Below are 19,122 nucleotides of genomic sequence, written 5' to 3'. Positions count from 1 at the left end.
CCGCGTTCGAACATCTGTTCTAGTGCTGGTGTCTCCGGTGCTTTCGCGCCGCACGGAACGCGAAGCGCGCCCGGCGGTCCTGGGTGTTGACTGCGTGGAGGAAGGCGACCCCGGCGAGGTCCGCGCCGGTCTCGACCACCCAGAACGTGGAGCCCTCACGCGCACGGACACCGTCGAGCCAGTCCTGCGCCTCCTGATCGGACATGGGTCCGGAGTCGCGCTCGTAGCCGTAGTTGCGCTCGATCTCCCGGTGCCACCCCCACCGCCGTCGTGACGCGGCGTCGCTCGCCCTCGCGGCCCGGAGGGTCACGCGGGTGCCGACCAGCGTGGGGGAGGCCATGGACCGATTGTGCCGGGTCGGGACCCCCGGAGGGGCGCCCATGCCCCCGTTCCTCCTCGGTCGCGTCGGCGCAGTTCCGGCCCGCCTCCCGCGAACGGGCGGGCCGGTTGCGACAATGGTGTGGTGCCCCTCTACCGCGACGAAGGCCTCGTCCTGCGCACCCAGAAGCTGGGTGAGGCGGACCGCATCGTCACGCTGCTGACCCGCCGCCTCGGCAAGGTCAGGGTGGTGGGCAAGGGCGTCCGGCGCACCAAGAGCCGGTTCGGCGCGCGGCTCGAGCCGGGCATGCACGTCGACGTCCAGTGCTACGAGGGCCGTTCGCTCGACACCGTCACCCAGGCCGAGTCGATCGCGAGCTGGGGCGACGTCCTGGCGCGTGACTACACGACCTACACCGCCGCCGCCGCGATGCTCGAGACCGCCGACCGGCTGACCGAGGAGCGCGAGCCCAACCTGCAGCAGTACCTCCTGCTCGCCGGAGCCCTGCGGTCCATGGCCGAGGGGCTGCACGACCCGGGCCTGGTGCTCGACGCCTACCTCCTGCGCGCGCTCGCGATCGCCGGCTGGGCGCCGAGCTTCCACGACTGCGCCCGCTGCGGGGCTCCGGGGCCGCACCGCGCGTTCAACCTCGCCTCCGGCGGCACCGTCTGCCCCTCGTGCCGGCCACCGGCCTCCGCGGCCCCGGCCCCGGAGACGCTGGCGCTGCTCGCGTCGCTGCTGGCCGGGGACTGGGTCGTCGCCGACGCGTCCTCCGGGCGGCACCGGCGCGAGGCGAGCAGCCTGGCCGGCGCGTTCCTGCAGTGGCACCTCGAGCGTGGTGTGCGATCGTTGCGCCTCGTGGACCGCCGCGACCCCGAGCGCCCCGAGTCCAACCCCACCATCACGTGGTCGGCCCCGACGCCCGTCGAGGCCGCCCCGGTGGAGCGGGTCGCGCAGGCCCACGCAGCGCTTGCCGGACGGGCGGGGGAGGCGTGAGCGCGGCATACGCGCGGCCGTTCCCGCACCCCAGCGGCGCGACGCCGCCACCGGTCCCGAGCGAGCTCGTCCCCGGCCACGTGGCCGTGGTGATGGACGGCAACGGCCGGTGGGCCAACCAGCGCGGGCTACCCCGGACCAAGGGGCACGAGGCCGGCGAGGCGGCGCTGCTCGATGTGGTCGCCGGGGCCATCGAGGTCGGCGTCGGCCACCTGTCGGCGTACGCGTTCTCCACCGAGAACTGGAAGCGCAGCCCGGACGAGGTCCGCTTCCTCATGGGCTTCAACCGCGACGTCATCCGTCGCCGCCGCGACCAGCTGCACGAGTGGGGGGTGCGGATGCGCTGGGTCGGCCGGCGTCCGCGGCTGTGGGGCTCGGTCATCAAGGAGCTCGAGACCGCCCAGGAGCTGACGAAGGACAACACCGGGCTGACGCTCTACTTCTGCGTCAACTACGGCGGCCGGGCCGAGATCGCCGACGCGGTCCAGCGCATCGCCGAGCAGGTGCAACGGGGCAGGCTCAAGCCCGGCTCGATCGACGAGCGCACGATCGCCCGCCACCTGCCGGAGCCGGACATGCCCGACGTCGACCTGTTCGTGCGGTCGTCGGGGGAGCAGCGCACGAGCAACTTCCTGTTGTGGCAGAGCGCCTACGCCGAGTTGGTCTTCCAGGACACGCTCTGGCCGGACTACGACCGGCGCCACCTGTGGCAGGCGATCGAGACGTATGCCGCGCGCGACCGCCGCTACGGCGGTGCCGTCGACCTGAGCCAACCGCCCGCGTGACCGGCCACCTGCCGGAGGCGTTCGACCTCACCGGACGCGTCGCCGTCGTCACCGGTGCAGGCTCGCCCGACGGGATCGGCATGGCCACGGCCCGCCTCCTCGGCGGTCTCGGCGCCGCGGTCGCCGTGACGGCGACCACCGAGCGGGCGCACGCGCGGGCAGCCGAGCTGGCCGCCGAGGGCGTGGCCTCCGTCGGCGTCGTCGCCGACCTCACCCGGGAGGACCAGGTGGCCCGGGTGCTGGCCACGGTCGAGCACGCCCTGGGTGCGCCGACCGTGCTCGTGAACAACGCCGGGATGACGAGCGTCGCGCTGCCGGCGATCGAGCTCGGCTCCTCGGGCGGCGCGGAGTCCGGCGCCGCCGCGTCGATGGGCCTGGACCAGTGGCACCGGGCCCTGGCGCGCAACCTCGACACGGCCTTCCTCGTCACCCGCGCAGCCCTGCCCGGGATGCAGCGGTCCGGCTGGGGCCGGGTCGTCATGGTGGCCTCGCTCACGGGCCCGGTGATGGCCATGCGCGGTGAGGCCGCGTATGCCGCCGCCAAGGCCGCCCTCGTGGGCCTGGCGCGCTCGGTGGCGGTCGACTACGCCCGTGAGGGTGTCACGGCCAACGCCGTCGCGCCGGGCTGGATCGCGACGGCGAGCCAGACGGCCGACGAGGCGGTGCACGGCCGTCGCGCTCCCGTGGGCCGCAGCGCCACCGCGGAGGAGGTGGCGGCTGCCGTGGCCTTCCTCTGCAGCCCGGGCGCGTCGTACGTCACCGGGCAGTGCCTCGTCGTCGACGGCGGCAACAGCATCGCCGAGGAGCGCGGCTGAGGCGACCGCTTCCTCAGGCCCGGCAGTCCCCGCAGGTGCCCACGATCTCGACGGTGTGCTCGACGTCGCGGAACCCGTGCGCCGCACTGACGGCGGCCGCCCAGGACTCGACGGCCGGACCCTCGACCTCGACCGCCCGGCCGCACACGCGGCACACGAGGTGGTGGTGGTGCCCGGTGGAACAGGCGCGGTAGACCGCCTCGCCCTCGTCGGTGCGCAGCATGTCGATCTCGCCGTCGGCGGCCATCGCCTGCAGGTTCCGGTAGACGGTGGCGAGCCCGACGGGGTCGCCGGACTCGCGCAGCAACGCGTGCAGCTCCTGAGCCGACCGGAACTCCGAGCCGCCCGCGAGGACCGCGGCGACGGCGGCCCGCTGTCGGGTCGGCTTGCGGGGCGTCGTCGTCATCGGGGGCTTCCCTCGGTCTCGGTGGGGCCGGGGAGAGGGCCGACGCCGGCGGCCGCGCTCGTGGCGGAGCCGGTGGGCGCAGCGCCCTTGCCCCCGGCGTGGGCGTGGGTGTCGGCGTGCTCGTCCCAGTGGCCCTCGTGGGCTGCGTGCCGGTGGTCGCCGTGGACGTAGTCGACGTGGTCCCCGTGGGCCACCGTGAGGTGGCCGCAGCCGGGACCGTGCTCGTGGTCGTGCCGCTCCGCCCGCTGGTGCCGACGCGCGTTCGCCCGGGCGACCACGGCCGAACCGGCCGAAACTGCCACGAAGGCGCCGATCGCCAGGAGCACGATGGTCCCGCCGGAAGGGGTCTCCGCGTAGAACGACGTCACCACGCCGCCGACGCTCGCGAGGACGCCGATCAGCACGGCCCACCGCACCGACGAGCGGAACGACCGGCCGAGCAGCTGGGCCGTGGCGTTCGGGATGATCATCAGGGCCGAGATGAGCAGCAGCCCGACCACCCGCATCGACACGACCACGGTGACCGCCGTCAAGACGGCCAGGGCGATGTTGAGCCCGGTCACGGGCAGGCCGGACGCCCGCGCGTACTCCTCGTCGTTGGCGACCGCGAACAGCCACGGGCGCAGCAGCCACGTCGCGAGCAGGACCACGACGGCGAGGCCGGCGAAGACCCACAGGTCGCGCTGGTCGGCGGTCGTGATCGCACCGAAGAGGTATGCCGTGAGGTTGGCCGGCGAGCTCGACGGCGACTTGGCGATGATCACGACACCGGCGGCGATCCCGCCGTAGAACATCACGGCCAGCGCGATGTCGCCGCTGGTCCGCCCACTGGCCCGGATCAGCTCGATGCCGACCGCGGCGGCGACCGCGGCGACGAGCGCGGTGAGCACGGGTGCCTGGCCGGTCAGCACGCCGACGGCGACCCCGGCGAGGGCGACGTGGCCCATGCCGTCACCGATGAGGGACAGGCGCCGCTGGACGAGGAAGACGCCGACCAGCGGGGCGGCGACGCCGACGAGCACGGCGGCCACCAGGGCCTGGCGCATGAAGCCCAGCGCGAGGAGCTCGGTCATCGCTCCTCACCTCCTCGGGGGTCGACGGGGCCGGAGGTCGGGGTGAACGCCCGGGTGGCGTGCGGGCCGTGGTCGTCGTGGTGGTGACCGTCGTGCCGCTCATGCCGGCCGGACGTGAAGGCTTCCAGGCCGTCGTCGAACCGGACCCGTCCGCCGTCGACGACGACCACGCGCGTGACCACCTCCGCGAGCGCGGCGAGCTCGTGGGTGACCACCACCATGGTCGTGCCGGCGCGGGCGAGCCGGGCCATGACCTGCGCGAGCACCCGCTGGTTCGCGGTGTCGACGCCCGCGGTCGGCTCGTCCATGAGCAGGACGTCGGGCTCGGAGGCGAGCGCCCGGGCGATGAGCACTCTGCGCTGCTGGCCGCCGGACAGGGTTGTGACGTCGGCGTTGGGCCGGTCGGACAGGCCGACGAGCTCGACGGCCCGGTCGACCACGGCAGCCTCGTGCGCCGTGCGCAGGATGGGCGTCCACCACCGGTGGTGCGACAGCCGGCCGGCGGCCACGACCTCGCGCACCGTGGCGCGCACCGACGAGGAGAGGGTGTGGCGCTGCGGCACGTAGCCGACGCGCGAGTGCTGGGTGAAGGCGTCGCGGTCCACCCCGAACAGCTCCACCCGGCCCGCCACCTGGTCGTTGAGACCGAGCAGGCCGCGCACGAGCGTGGACTTGCCCGAGCCGTTGGGGCCCAGCACGGCGACGACCTCGCCGGGACTCACAGCGAGGTCCACACCGCTGACCACGGCCTGGTCGCCGTAGCCGAACGCGGCCCCCTCGAGCCGCAGGATGGGGGGTGCGGTGGTCATGCGCACCCCTGCCCGGCCCGCAGGATCCGAAGGTTGCTGCGCATGACGGCAAGGTAGTCCGTGCCGTCGCTCCGGGAGGTGATGCCCTCGAGGGGGTCCAGGACCGCGACCCTGGCGCCGGTCTCGCGCGCCAGCGTGTCGGCGACCGCCCGGCTCACGAGCGTCTCGGCGTAGATGGTCCGGGCCCCGACCGCGCGGACGTGGGCGGCGACCTTCGCGAGCTCCGCGGGGTTGGGCTCGGCCTCCGGGTCCAGCCCGGTGATGCCCTCCTGGTGCAGGCCGTAGCGGTCGGCGAGGTAGCCGAAGGCCGCGTGCGAGGTGACGAGGTCCTTGCTGGTGCAGCTCGTCAGCCCGGTGCGGTACTCGGTGTCGAGTGCGGTGAGGTCCCGCCGCAGGGCGGCGGCGTTGTCGCGGTATGTCGTGGCGTGGGCCGGGTCGACGTTGGCGAGCCGGTCGGCGATCGCCTGGGCCACGGCGGCGTACCGCTGCGGGTCGAGCCAGAAGTGGGGGTCGACCGCGCCGTGCTGTGCGTGGGCGGCGGACGTCTCGTCGGTGTGGCCCTCGTCGGTGGCGACCAGGGAGAGGTCGGCCGCGGGGGAGACGTCGAAGGCGTGGGCGGAGGCGTCCTGGCGCACGGCCTGGTCCACCGCGGGCTGGAAGCCCTTCTCGTAGACGACGAGGTCGGCGGTGGCCATGGACCCGACCTGCCGCGGGGTGAGCTCGACGTCGTGCGGCTCACCGCCGGGCTTGGTGAGCCCCTGGACCTGGACGTGGTCGCCCCCGACCCGCTGGACCGCGTACTCCAGCGGGTAGAACGCGGCGGCCACCGTGAGTCGTGTGCTGCCGTCGGCGGCCTTGCCGCTGGCGGTGGCGCAGCCCGTGACGCCGACGAGGGCGAGGAGGGTGGCCCCGAGGACGGCGACTGCGGGGCGCGTGAACATGACAACGATTCTCATCTGAAATGAGAATCGTTGTCAAATGGTGGCTGCCAGGGCCCTCAGCACGGTGACCTCGGGGTAGTGCTCGGGTGGGCCATAGCCGTGCTCCACGAGCCACCGCACGGTACCGAGGCAGCGCAGCGACCACCAGGCCCGCACGAGGTCGCGGTCGACGTCGGTGCCGTAGCCGGCCAGGACGTCCTCGAGGTGCTCGGGGTGCCCGAGCGTGAGGGTGGCGAGGTCGGAGAGGGCGTCACCGCGTGCCCCCTCGGACCAGTCGATGATGCCCGTGACCTCGTCGCCGGCGACGAAGACGTGGTCGACCTGGAGGTCGCCGTGGACGAAGACCGGCGCCCAGGGCCGTAGCGCCTGCTGGGCGAGCCGGCGGTTGCCCAGGACGACGTCGGGGGGAAGGACGCCGTTCGCGACCAGCCACTCGCACTCGTCGGTCAGCCGTGAGGCGAGCTCGTCGGGCGCCGGGCCCGGCCACGGTGGCAGCGGCGCGTCGTGCAGGGCCCGGACGGCGGCACCGGCGGCCGTCCACGCCGCCAGGGACGCGGTGGACGGGTCGCCCAGGTGGCCGAGGGGTGTCCCCGGGACGGCGGCGAGGGCCAGGACCGGCGGCTTGCGCCAGAGGACCCGTGGGGTGGGGACGGGGGCCAGCGCCATCGCCTCGACCTCGAGGTCGGAGCGGGCCCGGTCGGCGTCGATCTTCAGGAACACCTCGCCGACGCGCACGGTCGCGCGCTCGGCGTGGGCGACGACGACCTCGACTGTGTCCACGCCGGCCATCCTCGCGGGGCCGACCGGCCGGCGTCACCCGGTTTCAGCCCCGGGGGACGGCCTGGGTGACGGTGATCGCGAGTGCCATGAGCACCACCGTGGCCCGGCCCGCCCGGGCGCCGCCGTCGAGGGCGGGCCAGCCGAGGTAGAGCGTCCAGACGAGGAACAGGACGACCGGCACGAGCAGCAGCCAGCCGAGGCCGGGCAGGACGACCCCTCCCACCATGAGGGCCAGCACCACGAGGAAGGGAACGGCGCGGGGCAGCGCGTTGAGGCGCTGGAGGGCGGGCAGGCTGGCGGACTCGATCCGCTGGCGTGTCGTCGAGGGCACGGAGGAACCCTACGACGCGTTCGACCCCGCCGGTGACCCCGCCCGCGCCCTCGCCCGAGACCTCGCCGGCCGCCGCCCCGACGCCCCGTCGAGCTCGCCGGGGCCGCACAGTAACCTTGCGCGCATGGCAGCGCCCTCCACGATCGACACCGTCGTCTCCCTCTGCAAGCGTCGCGGGTTCGTCTTTCCCAGCGGCGAGATCTACGGCGGCACGAGGTCTGCCTGGGACTACGGCCCGCTCGGCGTCGAGCTCAAGGAGAACATCAAGCGGCAGTGGTGGAGGTCGATGGTCACCGGTCGCGACGACGTCGTGGGCCTCGACTCCTCGATCATCCTGCCGCGGCAGACCTGGGTGGCCAGTGGTCACGTCGGCGAGTTCACCGACCCGCTGACCGAGTGCCAGTCCTGCCACAAGCGCTTCCGCCTGGACCACATGCAGGAGGCCATCGCCGAGAAGAAGAACAACAAGAAGGGGGCCGGCGACCCCGAGGTCGACCCGGACTCGATCCCGCTGGCCGAGATCACCTGCCCGAACTGCGGTACGCGCGGGGCGTGGACCGAGCCGCGCGAGTTCAACATGATGCTCAAGACGTACCTGGGCGTCATCGAGGACGAGTCCGGCCTGCACTACCTGCGGCCGGAGACGGCGCAGGGCATCTTCGTCAACTTCCTCAACGTCATGAACGCCTCGCGCAAGAAGCCGCCGTTCGGCATCGGCCAGACGGGCAAGAGCTTCCGCAACGAGATCACGCCGGGCAACTTCATCTTCCGCACCCGTGAGTTCGAGCAGATGGAGATGGAGTTCTTCGTCAAGCCGGGCGAGGACGAGGAGTGGCACCAGTACTGGATCGACGAGCGCACGCGCTGGTACACCGACCTCGGCATCGACCCCGACAACCTGCGGCACTACGAGCACCCGACCGACAAGCTGTCGCACTACTCCAAGCGCACCGTGGACATCGAGTACCGCTTCAACTTCACCGGCTCGGAGTGGGGTGAGCTCGAGGGCATCGCGAACCGCACGGACTTCGACCTCAAGACCCACAGCGAGCACTCGGGCACCGACCTCGTCTACTTCGACCAGGCCAGCGGCGAGCGCTACACCCCCTACGTCATCGAGCCGGCGGCCGGGCTCTCCCGCAGCCTGATGACGTTCCTCATCGACGCCTACACCGAGGACGAGGCGCCCAACACCAAGGGCGGCGTCGACAAGCGGGTGGTGCTGAAGCTCGACCGCCGGCTCGCGCCGGTCAAGGCCGCCGTGCTCCCGCTGTCGCGCAACGCCGACCTGTCGCCCAAGGCCCGCGACCTGGCCCAGCGGCTGCGCCAGAGCTGGAACATCGACTTCGACGACGCGGGCGCCATCGGTCGCCGCTACCGCCGCCAGGACGAGATCGGCACGCCGTTCTGCGTCACCGTCGACTTCGACACTCTCGAGGACCAGGCGGTCACCGTGCGCGAGCGGGACACCATGGCCCAGGAGCGCGTCTCCCTCGACAAGGTGGAGGAGTACCTCGGCAGCCGCCTGCTCGGCTGCTGAACCGCGGCTCGGCTGCTGACCCGCAACCAGGCGGGCAGCGGCGCCAACCTTTCCGGCCCTCTCGAGCGTTGAGGGGGAGAATCGGTGCGGGAAGGGGCGACGGTGCAGCGCGAGGTCGACGAGGACTTCGCCCGCTACGTGCGGGCGCGGCAGCACGCCCTGCTGCGCGCGGCATACCTCGTCTGCGGTGACGCCCACCTCGCCGAGGACCTGCTCCAGCAGGCGTTCACCAAGCTGGCGCTGCGCTGGGACCGGCTGCGCAACGAGAACCCCGACGCCTACGTGCGCCGCATCCTGTACCGCGACGCGGTCTCGGCCTGGCGGCGCACGCGGCGCGAGTCCATCGCCGGCGTCCTGCCGGACGCAGGTGGCAGCGACGCCTCCGCGGCCGTCGTCGACCGCGTCGACCTCGAACGTGCCCTCGCGACGCTCACCCCGAAGCAGCGAGCGGTCGTGGTGCTGCGGTTCTTCGAGGACCGCAGCGAGGCCGACACCGCAGAGGTGCTCGGGGTCAGCGTGGGCACCGTCAAGAGCCAGACCCATGCCGCGCTCGCCCGGATGCGCGAGCGCGTCCCGGCGCTGGCGCCGAGCCTCACCGGAGGTGAGCAGCCGTGACCGACCGCGACCTCGGCGCCCTGCTGCAGCGCGCCGCCGCCGACCTGCCCGAGGTGGACTTCGCCGAGGACGCCTGGGCCGCCGCCCTGCAGGAGCGCGCGCGCCGGCGTCGCACGGTGACCGGTGGCGTGGGCGCGCTCGCGGCGGCCGCCTTGGCGGTGGTGGCCGTGCAGGTGACCGGTGGCGGCCCGGTCCCGACCCCGCCCCGGTACACCGTGACGACGCCCCCCACCACGGGGACGCTCGCCGACCGCAGCCCGTACACGGTGCTGCCGCTCGAGGGTCGCGAGGGCGACCTGCCGTTGTTCGAGGAGGGGCTGCCGCAGGTCGTCGACCCCGGCGGCAGCAGTGTCGCGCTCTCCTCTCTGTCATCACCGCCGTCGTCGGTGGTCGCGGTCTTCCTCCGGCGCGAGGGCGGCGGCTACCGGCCGATCCTCGTGACCGCGACCGGCGACCAGCTGGTCGCCGACCGGCTGCTCCTGGAGCCCACCCGGGACCGGGGTGGGAACGAGGCCGCCCCCCTCGGCCCGCGGGCCTTCGGAGCCGGTCGGTACGTGGTCTTCCCGCAGCCGGGCGCCGTGGTCCGCCTCGACGTCCACGACGGCTCGGTCACGAGGTATGCCGTGCCCTCACCGTTCGTCGATGCCGCCGGCTGGACGTCGTCCACCGGGCAGGTGCTGGTGCGCGCCGGCACCCGGGCCTGGTCGCTCGACCCGTGGAAGCCCGGTGCCACCGCCCAGCCGGTCGCGTCCGCGACTCCCGATGGCATCGCCCTGCTCGAGGCGGGCGCCTCCGCGCGCTCCGTGGACGTCACGGCGTTCGACCCCGGGACGGGAGCCGAGGTCGGCCGGCGCACGGTGGCCGCGCCGGTGACCGAGCTCTCGGGTCCGACCGTCTCCTCGGCGCGGTGGAGCGCCGTGGCGGCCTACCTCGACCAGGACCTCACCAGCCCGCTCATCCGCCGCGGGAACGGACCGATCTACCAGGGGCTGCTGGCCGTTCAGCCCGGCGGCGGCGCGGCGACGATCCTGGCGGCACCGGAGAACCCGGACGGACAGACCGGCCGGTACAAGGGGTGCTGCTCGGTGCTCGGCTGGGCCGACGACCACACGGTGCTCGTCCAGACGGTGGGCTCGCACGGGTCGTGGGTGCTGGCGTGGGACGTCGAGGCGCGCAGGGTCAGCCGGGTGACCCGGATCGCCGTCGACCCCTCGAAGCAGGAGATCCCGAGGCTCGCGCTCAACGTCGGGTGGCGCTACTAGGGCGTCACGCCCACATCCCGACGAGCCGGCCGGCCAGGGCCCGGCCCTGGTCGTGGCCTCCCCGGGCAGCCGGCGGGCGGGTCGAGGGGTCCAGGGCGTTAGCGTCGAACATTGCTCCCGCTCCGGCGTCGGGGAAGACGGCCTCGACCCGGCTGCCCGCCGCCTGCAGCTCTCGAACCTGGGTGGCGAGGTCCATGCCCCAGGACGCCGGCATCCGCGACCGCCCGCCGAACGGCGACAACACGAGCACCTGCCCGCACCCGACCGCCAGGTCGGCGTTCTCGCTGCGCCGGTAGCCGCCGTTGAGGAACCACCGCTCGCCGATCCGGTACGGCGTCATCGCCGACGTGCTCGCCGCCACGGCGTCGACGAGGTCGACACCGCTGGACCGGTCGAAGACCACCGGCTCGCCGGTGCGGGCGTCGACGGCGGTGACGAGCACCCGCTGCAGCGGCCACTCGGGGCTCGGGAGCCGGCGCGCCACGACGGCTCGCCAGCGTGCCGAGGCGGAGTCGTCGGCGCCCTGCCGCTCGAGGGCCGCGGACCCCATCCGTCGCCGCATGTCCGGCGCGTCCGCCGAGGCGGCGATGACGTCGTTCGACCAGTCGAGGTAGGCCTGCCCCGAGATGCCCGGGGCGGGGCTGCCCGCCGGCGGTCGGGCGTCGGCCGGGGGTCGGGGCGGCGGCACCTCGGCGAGCACCGCGGCGTACAGCTCCTCGAGCGGTGTCCCGCTGGTGACCTGTGCCGCCACCGTCGCTCCGGCCGAGGTCCCGACGACGAGGTCGGCGTCGGTCACGTCGAGGCCCTCCGTGGCGAGGCCGGCGAGCAGGCCGATCTCCCAGGCGTTGCCCGCGGCACCACCACCGGCGAGGACGAGCGCGCGCATGCAGGGCATTGTGCCCCCCTGACCTGCGTGCCTGACGAAACGGCTGGGGTCCGGCTGACAAAGATCACGGGAGGGTCGTGACGCGTGTGTGCCGGGCGCTGGGCGCCGCCCCGCCAGACTCGTCGCATGACACAGACGCAGACACGCTCCGCCGTGCCGACGACCGGGCTGCACGCGGTCCGGCTCGCCGGGCTGGTGAAGAGCTTCGGCAGCGTCCGTGCCGTACGGGGGATCGACCTCAGCGTGCGGCCGGGCGAGATCGTCGCCTTCCTCGGTCCCAACGGCGCGGGCAAGACCACGACCATCGACCTGATGCTGGGGCTGAGCCGCCCCGACAGCGGGACCGCAGAGGTGTACGGCATGGACCCGCAGGCCGCCGTCCGGCACGGCCTGGTCTCGGCCGTCATGCAGTCCGGAGGGCTGCTCAAGGACCTCACGGTCGCCGAGACCCTCCGGCTCACCGCGAGCCTGTTCAGCGACACCCGGCCGGTCGAGGAGGTCATGGCCCGCGCGGGCATCACCGACATCGCCGACCGCCGGGTGGTCAAGTGCTCCGGTGGCCAGCAGCAGCGGCTGCGGTTCGCGATGGCGCTGCTGCCCGACCCCGAGCTGCTCGTCCTGGACGAGCCGACCACGGGCATGGACGTCACCGGACGCCGCGACTTCTGGGCGGCGATCCGCGAGGACGCCGAGCAGGGGCGCACCGTCATCTTCGCCACCCACTACCTGGAGGAGGCGGACGCGTACGCCGACCGGATCGTCCTGGTCAGCCAGGGCCAGGTCGTCGCCGACGGCACGGCTGCCGAGGTGAAGTCGCTCGTCTCCGGGCGCACGGTCAGGGCGACCCTGCCCGGGGCGGATGTCGCTGCGCTGCAGGCGATCCCGGGCGTGGAGACGGTCGAGGTCCGCGGTGACTCGCTCATCGTCGCCTCGACGGACAGCGACGCCGTCGCCCGCCACCTGCTCACCACCACGGGCGCGCGCGACCTCGAGATCACCTCGCGTGGCCTCGAGGACGCGTTCATCTCGCTGACCGCGGACCCGTCCACGGAGGCCGGCGTGGCCGCCCTCGCCGGCACCGAAGGAGACCACCGATGACCACCAGCACCGCCTCCGTTCCCGACGCGGCCGGCCATGCCGGCGCCGTCCCGCAGCGCACCGTGCCACCCCTGGGCAGCTTCAACCCCACCCTGCTGCGGCTGGAGGTGCGCCGGATGCTGCGCAACCGCCGCACGGTGATCTTCTCGGTCGTGATGCCGGTGGTCTTCTTCCTCATCTTCGGCACCGGGAAGTCGTACTCGAACGAGAGCGCCGGCCACGGCAACGTCGCCGCGCTCATCATGTTGTCGATGGCCCTGTACGGCGCGATGCTCTCCACCACCGGCGGCGGAGCCATGGTCGCCGTGGAGCGCAGCCAGGGGTGGAGCCGCCAGCTGCGCCTCACCCCCTTGACCGCCACGGCGTACATCGCGGTCAAGGTGGTCGTCGCCATGCTCCTCGGCGCGGTCTCGATCGCCGTGACGTATGCCGCGGGGGCCGTGAGCGGGGCGCACATGGACTCCCACCTGTGGCTGGAGACGGGGCTGATCGCCTGGGTCGGGTCGCTGGTCTTCGCGGCGTTCGGGGTGTTCATGGGCTACCTTCTGCCGAGCGAGAACGTCATGCAGATCATCGGCCCCGGCCTGGCGCTCTTCGCCTTCCTCGGCGGGCTGTTCGTGCCGCTGGACCAGATGGGGGACACCTTCGCAACGCTGGCGAAGTTCACGCCGATGTACGGGCTGGCCCAGCTGGTGCACTCGCCGCTGACCGGCGACAGCCCGGGGGCGGCCGCGGTCGTCAACGTCGTGGTCTGGCTGGCGGTGTTCGCGGGAGGCGCGGCATGGCGGTTCCGGCGCGACACCGCCCGGGTCTGATCTCGGCCGTGCTGCGTACGCTCACGGACCCCGACTCTGAGAGGCTGGGGTCCGTGAGCGAGCGCACTGCTGCATCGGAGTTCGCGGAGCCGCGCCCGCGGTTCTTCGCCGGTGACGAGACCGCGGGGTGGGGAGCCCGGCTCGGGGCCCTGCTGCTCGGTGGCGTCTGGCTGGTCTTCCTCTCCGACGCGTACACCCGGGCCTGGGCCCAGCGCGACGAGCCGCGCGCCGACGGCGGCCTGGTCGTCCTCACCGCCTTCGTCGTGCTGTACCTGCTCAGCTTCAGCCACCTGCGCTCGGCCGTGTGGGGGACCCGCCTCGTCGCGCCCGTCTCGCGGTGGTTCGTCAGCCGTCTGGCCCTCGTCTACTGGGCGGGCCTGGCGGTCCTCGCCGCGCTCGCCACCGTGACCATCGGCCAGGAGGGCGCCTCGACCTGGGTCTTCCTCGCGGTGTCGGGGCTGTGGACGTTCCGCATCCGGATGGGGCTCGTGATCGGCCTCGTGCTGGTGGCGGTGTACGAGTTCCTCACCTTCCACCTGCGCGGCTGGAGCCACAACCCCGGCGTCAGCATGTCCATCGTGCTCGCCATGCTGGCCGTCACCGGGGGAATGCTCGCCTCCCAGCGCCAGCGGGCGCTGGCCGAGGCGCGGGAGGAGAACGCCCGGCTGGCGATCCAGGAGGAGCGCAACCGGATGGCACGCGACGTCCACGACATCCTCGGGCACAGCCTGACCGTCATCACGGTCAAGGCCGAGCTCGCCGCGCGGCTGATGGAGGTCAGCCCCGAGCGGGCCCAGGCCGAGGTCGAGGACCTCGAGCGCCTCGCTCGCGACGCCCTGGCCGACGTCCGGCAGGCCGTGGCCGGGTTCCGGGACATGTCGCTGCCGGCCGAGCTGGCGCGGGCGCGGTCCTCGCTGGCGGCCGCGGGCATCGAGGCCGAGCTCCCGACCGCGACCGAGGCCGTGCCCACGCGGCTGCGCGAGCTGTGTGCGTGGGCGCTGCGCGAGGGGGTCACCAACGTCATCCGGCACAGCGGCGCCTCGACCTGCACCGTGACGCTGACCGAGCGCGGCATCACCGTGGTGGACGACGGCGCCGGCGTCGGCACAGGGGAGCCCGGCACCGGCCTCATCGGCCTCACCGAGCGAGCTGCCGCCGTCGGTGCCCAGCTGCGCACCCGCCGCCTCTCGCCCCACGGCTTCGAGCTCTCGGTGCTGGCCGCCGACGGGCTCGACCCGACACCCGCACCCCGACCGGACAAGGTGGATGCATGACGATCCGACTGCTGCTCGCCGACGACCAGGCACTGGTGCGCGGCGCCCTCGCCTCCCTGCTCGGGCTGGAGCCCGACATGGAGGTCGTGGCCGAGGTCGGCACCGGCGACGAGGTGGTGCCGGCGGCGGTCGCGAGCAGTCCGGACGTCGCGCTGATCGACGTCGAGATGCCCGGCCTGGACGGGATCGCCGCCACGGCCGCCCTGCACGACGCCCTCCCCGCGGTGCGCGTGCTCATCGTCACGACCTTCGGGCGGCCCGGGTTCCTGCGCCGGGCCCTGCAGGCCGGCGCCAGCGGCTTCGTCGTGAAGGACACCCCGGCGCGCCAGCTCGCGGAGGCCGTCCGCCGCGTGCACTCCGGCCTCCGGGTCGTCGACCCGTCGCTCGCCGCCGACTCGCTCGCCGGCGGGGAGTCGCCCCTGACCGCGCGGGAGACCGAGGTCCTCGTCGCGGCCCGCGGGGGCGGGTCGGTGGCCGACATCGCCCGCCAGGTGATGTTGTCCGAGGGGACGGTGCGCAACCACCTGTCCTCGGCCATCGGCAAGACGATGGCCCGCAACCGGGCCGACGCCGTCCGGATCGCCGACGAGTACGGCTGGCTCTGAGGCCTCCTGCGAGGCCGGCGCGCTCGCCCTCCGTTCAGCCGCCGGTGGCGACCGGCCGTGTCGGGTCGGTGATCCAGTGGCTCCAGGACCCGACGTAGAGGGCCGCCTCGATGCCCGCCTCGTGCAGGGCCAGCACCTCGTGGGCTGCCGTCACCCCGGAGCCGCAGTACGCCCCGACCTCGACGCCGTCGCGGATCCCGATGCCGGAGAACAGCTTCCGCAGCTCGGGCGGCGGGCGGAAACGGCCGTCGGGCTGGGTCGTGCCGGTGGTCGGCAGGTTGACCGCGCCGGGCACGTGGCCGGCCACCGGGTCGATCGGCTCGGTCTCTCCCCGGAACCGCTCCGGAGCCCTGGCGTCGAGCAGGATGCCGTCGCGGGCCACCCGGGCCGCGTCGTCCGCCTCGAGCAACGGCAGCACCCCGACCCCCGACTCGAACATCCCCACCCCGGGCTCCGGCAGCTCGGTCGTGACCGCGCCGCCCGCGCGCTGCCAGGCGGCCAGTCCGCCGTCGAGGACGCGGACGTCCTCCGCGCCGAAGTGGCGCATGACCCACCAGGCCCGCGCCGCGGCATACGACGGGCCCTGGTCGTAGACCACGACGCAGGAGGCGTTGTCGGCACCGCACCGGCGCAGGGCCTCCTGGACGGAGTGCGCCGTCGGCAGCGGGTGGCGCCCGCCGGGCCCCGGCGGTCCGGCGAGCTCGGCGTCCAGGTCGACGTGGTGCGCCCCCGGAAGATGGGCGGCCTCGTAGAGGTCGCGGCCCGGCGGCCCCCCGGAGCCGGACAGGCTCCACTGGACGTCGACGAGGACCAACCCCTCCAGCCCCTCCTCGAGGAGGGCCTCGGCGGACACGAGTGCGCGCATTCGGCCATCCAACCAGCAGGTGGGAGACTGGTGCGGCCATGACCGTCACCACCGCACCGCACGCCGTCCTGCCGCCCCTCGAGATCGGGCGGCACACCGTCGAGTCCCCGGTCGTGCTCGCACCCATGGCGGGCATCACGAACCGCGCCTTCCGCAAGTTGTGCCGTGAGTACGGCGAGGAGGGCCTCAGCCACGGGGGAGCCACCGGCGCCACCTCGCTCTACGTCAGCGAGATGATCACCTCCCGGGCACTCGTCGAGCGCACCCCGGAGACGATGCGGCTCATCGAGCACGACCCCGGCGAGAGCCCGCGCTCCATCCAGCTCTACGGCGTCGACCCGGCCACCGTCGCCGCCGCCGTGCGGATGCTCGTCACCGAGGACCGCGCCGACCACATCGACCTCAACTTCGGCTGTCCCGTCCCCAAGGTCACCCGCAAGGGCGGCGGCGCCGCCCTGCCGTGGAAGCGCGACCTCTTCGAGGGCATCGTCACGGCCGCGGTCCGGGAGGCCGAGCCGTATGCCGTGCCCGTCACCGTCAAGATGCGCAAGGGCATCGACGACGACCACCTGACCTACCTCGAGGCGGGTCTCACCGCCGAGCGGGCCGGAGTCGCCGCCGTGGCGCTGCACGGGCGCACGGCGTCCCAGGCGTACTCCGGCGAGGCCGACTGGACCGCCATCGCGCGCCTCAAGGAGACCGTGCGGTCGATCCCGGTGCTGGGCAACGGCGACATCTGGTCGGCCGAGGACGCCGTCCGCATGGTCGAGGAGACCGGCTGCGACGGCGTCGTGGTCGGCCGTGGCTGCCTCGGGCGGCCGTGGCTGTTCACCGACCTCGCCGCGGCGTTCGCCGGCAGCCCGGTGCGCGTGCAGCCCTCGCTGGGGGAGGTCACCGCCACCCTGCGCCGGCACGCGGTCTACCTCGTCGACTTCTACGACGACGAGCTCAAGGCCTGCCGCGACATCCGCAAGCACATCGCCTGGTACCTCAAGGGTTTCCCCGCCGGCTCGACCGTCCGCAACTCCCTCGCCCTCGTGGACTCGCTCGAGTCGCTCGACGAGCTCCTCGACAGCATGGACGCCTCGGCGCCGTGGCCGGGCGAGCCGGCCGAGGGCCAGCGCGGGCGGGCCGGCTCGCCGCGGGTCGTCGCCCTACCGGACGGCTGGCTGGCCAGCCGCGAGCTGAGCGACGACCACCGCCGGGCGGTCGCCGAGGCCGAGCTGTCCGTCTCCGGCGGCTGAGGGCAGCACGCCATGACGGGCGCGCGCGGCCGGCGGGTGCTCCTCGCCGTGGTCGCCGTGGTCGTCCTCGCAGGGACTGCCGGGGTCGCCCTGGTCGCGGTCTCGACCGGCCGGGTCGCCCGGGGTGCGCGCGTCCCGTCGCCCGCCGTCCCACCGTCACCGGCGAGTCCGTCGTCCGCCGCCACCGGGGGCGGGCAGCCGCGCGCCCAGGGGACCTGGGTGCAGGACGAGAACCGGCGGGCGGGCACTGCCGCGTGGCGCATCGCGGACGCGGCCATGGCCACCGACGCGCAGCTTGCCGGGTGGGCCGACCGCACCAGCGTCCTGCCGGGGGAGACGTTCGGCCTGCACGTGTCCTCGCACGTCGGCGCGTTCACGGTCACGGCATACCGGCTCGGGTGGTACGGCGGCACCGGCGGCCGGGAGGTGTGGCAGTCCTCGCCCGTGGCCGGCCGCTCGGGAGCGGCGTCGGTCCTGGACGCGGGCCGGATGGTGGTGACGAGGTGGCCGTTGTCGCTCGCCGTCACGACCCAGGGGTGGCCCGAGGGGACGTACCTCCTGGTCCTGCGCGCTGGAGGTCGGGCGCGCTACGTGCCCGTCACGGTCCGGTCGGCCGACACGACCGGACGGCTCGTCCTGGTGAACGCGGTCTCCACCTGGCAGGCGTACAACGCGTGGGGCGGCTACTCGCTTTACCACGGGCCGGGTGGCGCCACGGCGAACCGGTCGCTGCGCGTCAGCTACGACCGGCCCTACGACGGCAACGGTGCGCAGTCCCTCCTGAACTTCGAGCAGGCCGCCATCCGCTGGGCCGAGCGCCAGGGCCTCGACCTCGCCTACCTGACGTCGGCGGACCTCGACCGTGACGGCGGCCTGCTGACCGGGGCTCGAGGTGTGGTCTCGCTGGGCCACGACGAGTACTGGAGCCCGGGAATGCGAGCCGCGGTGGAACACACCCGGGACCTCGGCACCAACGTGGCCTTCCTGGGCGCGAACGCGTCGTACTGGCGTGTGCGGTTCGAGGGAGGCGGCCGGGTCCTCGCCGGGTACAAGGACGCCGCCCTCGACCCGCAGCGCTGGAGCAGGGCGACGACGGTCCACTGGCGCGACCAGCCCGACCCGGATCCGGAGAACTCGCTCACCGGCATGTTGTACGAGTGCCACCCGGCTACAGGGGCACTGGTCGTCCGCACGCCTGGCTACGCGCTCTTCCGGGGGACGGGCGTCCGGGCGGGGACGCGCCTGGCCGGGCTCGCCGGGACCGAGGTCGACCGCGCCTACCCCATCGCGGGCACGCCGAGGAACCTGCAGGTCGTCGCCCACTCACCCGTCCGGTGCGGCCCGCTGCGCCGGACCTGGTCCGACATGACCTACTACACCGTGCCCTCGGGTGCGGGGGTCGTCAGCACCGGCACGATGCTCTGGGTCAGGGCACTGCGCGGCCCGGACCGCGGCCACGGCATCACGGCGCAGGGCGCGGCGTTCGTCCGCACCGTGACGGACAACCTCTTCGCGGCGATGGCGGCCGGCCCCATGGGCCCGACGGAGCCGGCGGTGCCCAACCTGGCGGGGCTGCACGCCTCACCGTGGACGAGCACCGGGACCGGCGCACCGTACGCGCTGCCCTGAGGCCCGGACGTACCACAGGCGAAGGGCGCCCCCG

Annotated in this window: 21 protein-coding genes; 12 read left to right on the top strand and 9 right to left on the bottom strand. The window is 73.8% G+C overall.

Annotated elements, in window-relative coordinates; all coding sequences use genetic code 11:
• Positions 1–19: 19 nt before the first annotated feature.
• Positions 20–340 (bottom strand): GNAT family N-acetyltransferase, encoded by a 321-nt coding sequence (locus ACYVDO_RS15450; protein WP_460937478.1) that lies wholly within the window; start codon positions 338–340, stop codon positions 20–22.
• Positions 341–463: 123 nt separating this feature from the next.
• Here ACYVDO_RS15450 and recO point away from each other — a divergent pair, with 123 nt between their 5' ends.
• Genes recO through ACYVDO_RS15435 form a run of 3 tightly spaced genes read left to right on the top strand, consistent with a single transcriptional unit; the run spans position 464 to position 2,915 of the window.
• Positions 464–1,315 carry a DNA repair protein RecO gene (gene recO, locus ACYVDO_RS15445; protein WP_460937476.1) on the top strand — a complete coding sequence of 284 codons (852 nt, stop codon included), beginning with the start codon at positions 464–466 and terminating at the stop codon, positions 1,313–1,315.
• Positions 1,312–2,100: an isoprenyl transferase gene (locus tag ACYVDO_RS15440; protein ID WP_460937474.1), complete on the top strand. Its 789-nt coding sequence runs from the start codon at positions 1,312–1,314 to the stop codon at positions 2,098–2,100. The genes recO and ACYVDO_RS15440 overlap by 4 nt, the downstream gene beginning before the upstream one ends.
• Complete coding sequence (locus ACYVDO_RS15435) at positions 2,097–2,915, top strand: SDR family NAD(P)-dependent oxidoreductase (RefSeq protein WP_460937471.1); 819 nt, start codon at positions 2,097–2,099, stop codon at positions 2,913–2,915. The genes ACYVDO_RS15440 and ACYVDO_RS15435 overlap by 4 nt, the downstream gene beginning before the upstream one ends.
• Before the next feature lie 13 nt (positions 2,916–2,928).
• On the opposite strand, the gene ACYVDO_RS15430 is transcribed toward ACYVDO_RS15435, so the two are convergent.
• The 6 genes from ACYVDO_RS15430 to ACYVDO_RS15405 are packed head-to-tail and all read right to left on the bottom strand — an operon-like array spanning position 2,929 to position 7,255.
• Entirely contained in the window at positions 2,929–3,321 is a 393-nt protein-coding gene (locus ACYVDO_RS15430) for a Fur family transcriptional regulator (protein ID WP_460937469.1), read from the bottom strand.
• Positions 3,318–4,394, bottom strand: coding sequence for a metal ABC transporter permease (locus tag ACYVDO_RS15425; protein WP_460937467.1), 1,077 nt, complete (start codon positions 4,392–4,394; stop codon positions 3,318–3,320). Before ACYVDO_RS15425 ends, ACYVDO_RS15430 begins: the two co-directional genes overlap by 4 nt.
• Positions 4,391–5,203, bottom strand: a complete 813-nt coding sequence (locus ACYVDO_RS15420; protein ID WP_460937465.1) for a metal ABC transporter ATP-binding protein — start codon at positions 5,201–5,203, stop codon at positions 4,391–4,393. The genes ACYVDO_RS15425 and ACYVDO_RS15420 overlap by 4 nt, the downstream gene beginning before the upstream one ends.
• The gene (locus ACYVDO_RS15415) at positions 5,200–6,144 is read right to left on the bottom strand and encodes a metal ABC transporter substrate-binding protein (protein WP_460937463.1); all 945 of its coding nucleotides are present in this window, start codon (positions 6,142–6,144) and stop codon (positions 5,200–5,202) included. Before ACYVDO_RS15415 ends, ACYVDO_RS15420 begins: the two co-directional genes overlap by 4 nt.
• A 33-nt stretch (positions 6,145–6,177) precedes the next feature.
• A complete protein-coding gene (locus tag ACYVDO_RS15410) occupies positions 6,178–6,933 on the bottom strand; it encodes a phosphotransferase family protein (protein ID WP_460937461.1) in 756 nt (251 codons plus the stop codon).
• Between the two features lie 34 nt (positions 6,934–6,967).
• Complete coding sequence (locus ACYVDO_RS15405) at positions 6,968–7,255, bottom strand: DUF6703 family protein (protein ID WP_460937459.1); 288 nt, start codon at positions 7,253–7,255, stop codon at positions 6,968–6,970.
• 124 nt (positions 7,256–7,379) lie between these two features.
• Here ACYVDO_RS15405 and ACYVDO_RS15400 point away from each other — a divergent pair, with 124 nt between their 5' ends.
• The 3 genes from ACYVDO_RS15400 (at position 7,380) to ACYVDO_RS15390 (ending at position 10,672) form a co-directional block, all read left to right on the top strand.
• A complete protein-coding gene (locus ACYVDO_RS15400; protein WP_460937457.1) occupies positions 7,380–8,795 on the top strand; it encodes a glycine--tRNA ligase in 1,416 nt (471 codons plus the stop codon).
• 102 nt (positions 8,796–8,897) lie between these two features.
• Positions 8,898–9,410: a SigE family RNA polymerase sigma factor gene (locus ACYVDO_RS15395; protein WP_460937455.1), complete on the top strand. Its 513-nt coding sequence runs from the start codon at positions 8,898–8,900 to the stop codon at positions 9,408–9,410.
• The gene (locus ACYVDO_RS15390; RefSeq protein ID WP_460937453.1) at positions 9,407–10,672 is read left to right on the top strand and encodes a hypothetical protein; all 1,266 of its coding nucleotides are present in this window, start codon (positions 9,407–9,409) and stop codon (positions 10,670–10,672) included. Before ACYVDO_RS15395 ends, ACYVDO_RS15390 begins: the two co-directional genes overlap by 4 nt.
• A 4-nt stretch (positions 10,673–10,676) precedes the next feature.
• On the opposite strand, the gene ACYVDO_RS15385 is transcribed toward ACYVDO_RS15390, so the two are convergent.
• Positions 10,677–11,558 (bottom strand): patatin-like phospholipase family protein, encoded by an 882-nt coding sequence (locus ACYVDO_RS15385; RefSeq protein ID WP_460937451.1) that lies wholly within the window; start codon positions 11,556–11,558, stop codon positions 10,677–10,679.
• Between the two features lie 126 nt (positions 11,559–11,684).
• Here ACYVDO_RS15385 and ACYVDO_RS15380 point away from each other — a divergent pair, with 126 nt between their 5' ends.
• From ACYVDO_RS15380 to ACYVDO_RS15365, 4 genes are read left to right on the top strand one after another with little or no spacing between them, the layout of a single operon-like run.
• On the top strand, positions 11,685–12,656 hold the full coding sequence (locus ACYVDO_RS15380) for an ABC transporter ATP-binding protein (protein ID WP_460937449.1): 972 nt from the start codon (positions 11,685–11,687) through the stop codon (positions 12,654–12,656).
• A complete protein-coding gene (locus ACYVDO_RS15375) occupies positions 12,653–13,471 on the top strand; it encodes an ABC transporter permease (protein ID WP_460937447.1) in 819 nt (272 codons plus the stop codon). The genes ACYVDO_RS15380 and ACYVDO_RS15375 overlap by 4 nt, the downstream gene beginning before the upstream one ends.
• Positions 13,472–13,524: 53 nt before the next feature.
• The gene (locus ACYVDO_RS15370; RefSeq protein WP_460937445.1) at positions 13,525–14,745 is read left to right on the top strand and encodes a sensor histidine kinase; all 1,221 of its coding nucleotides are present in this window, start codon (positions 13,525–13,527) and stop codon (positions 14,743–14,745) included.
• Positions 14,742–15,350, top strand: a complete 609-nt coding sequence (locus ACYVDO_RS15365; protein ID WP_460937443.1) for a response regulator — start codon at positions 14,742–14,744, stop codon at positions 15,348–15,350. The genes ACYVDO_RS15370 and ACYVDO_RS15365 overlap by 4 nt, the downstream gene beginning before the upstream one ends.
• A 34-nt stretch (positions 15,351–15,384) precedes the next feature.
• On the opposite strand, the gene ACYVDO_RS15360 is transcribed toward ACYVDO_RS15365, so the two are convergent.
• Positions 15,385–16,215 carry a sulfurtransferase gene (locus ACYVDO_RS15360; RefSeq protein ID WP_460937441.1) on the bottom strand — a complete coding sequence of 277 codons (831 nt, stop codon included), beginning with the start codon at positions 16,213–16,215 and terminating at the stop codon, positions 15,385–15,387.
• A gap of 38 nt (positions 16,216–16,253) precedes the next feature.
• Here ACYVDO_RS15360 and dusB point away from each other — a divergent pair, with 38 nt between their 5' ends.
• Together dusB and ACYVDO_RS15350 are read left to right on the top strand one after the other, a co-directional pair.
• On the top strand, positions 16,254–17,459 hold the full coding sequence (dusB, locus tag ACYVDO_RS15355; protein WP_460937439.1) for a tRNA dihydrouridine synthase DusB: 1,206 nt from the start codon (positions 16,254–16,256) through the stop codon (positions 17,457–17,459).
• Positions 17,460–17,471: 12 nt separating this feature from the next.
• Positions 17,472–19,088: a N,N-dimethylformamidase beta subunit family domain-containing protein gene (locus ACYVDO_RS15350; protein ID WP_460937437.1), complete on the top strand. Its 1,617-nt coding sequence runs from the start codon at positions 17,472–17,474 to the stop codon at positions 19,086–19,088.
• The last annotated feature ends 34 nt before the right edge of the window (positions 19,089–19,122 follow it).

Source organism: Phycicoccus ginsengisoli, from assembly GCF_054779295.1.
The sequence above is the reverse complement of the archived record's forward strand: the minus strand, read 5'-3'. Positions and strand labels throughout refer to the sequence as shown.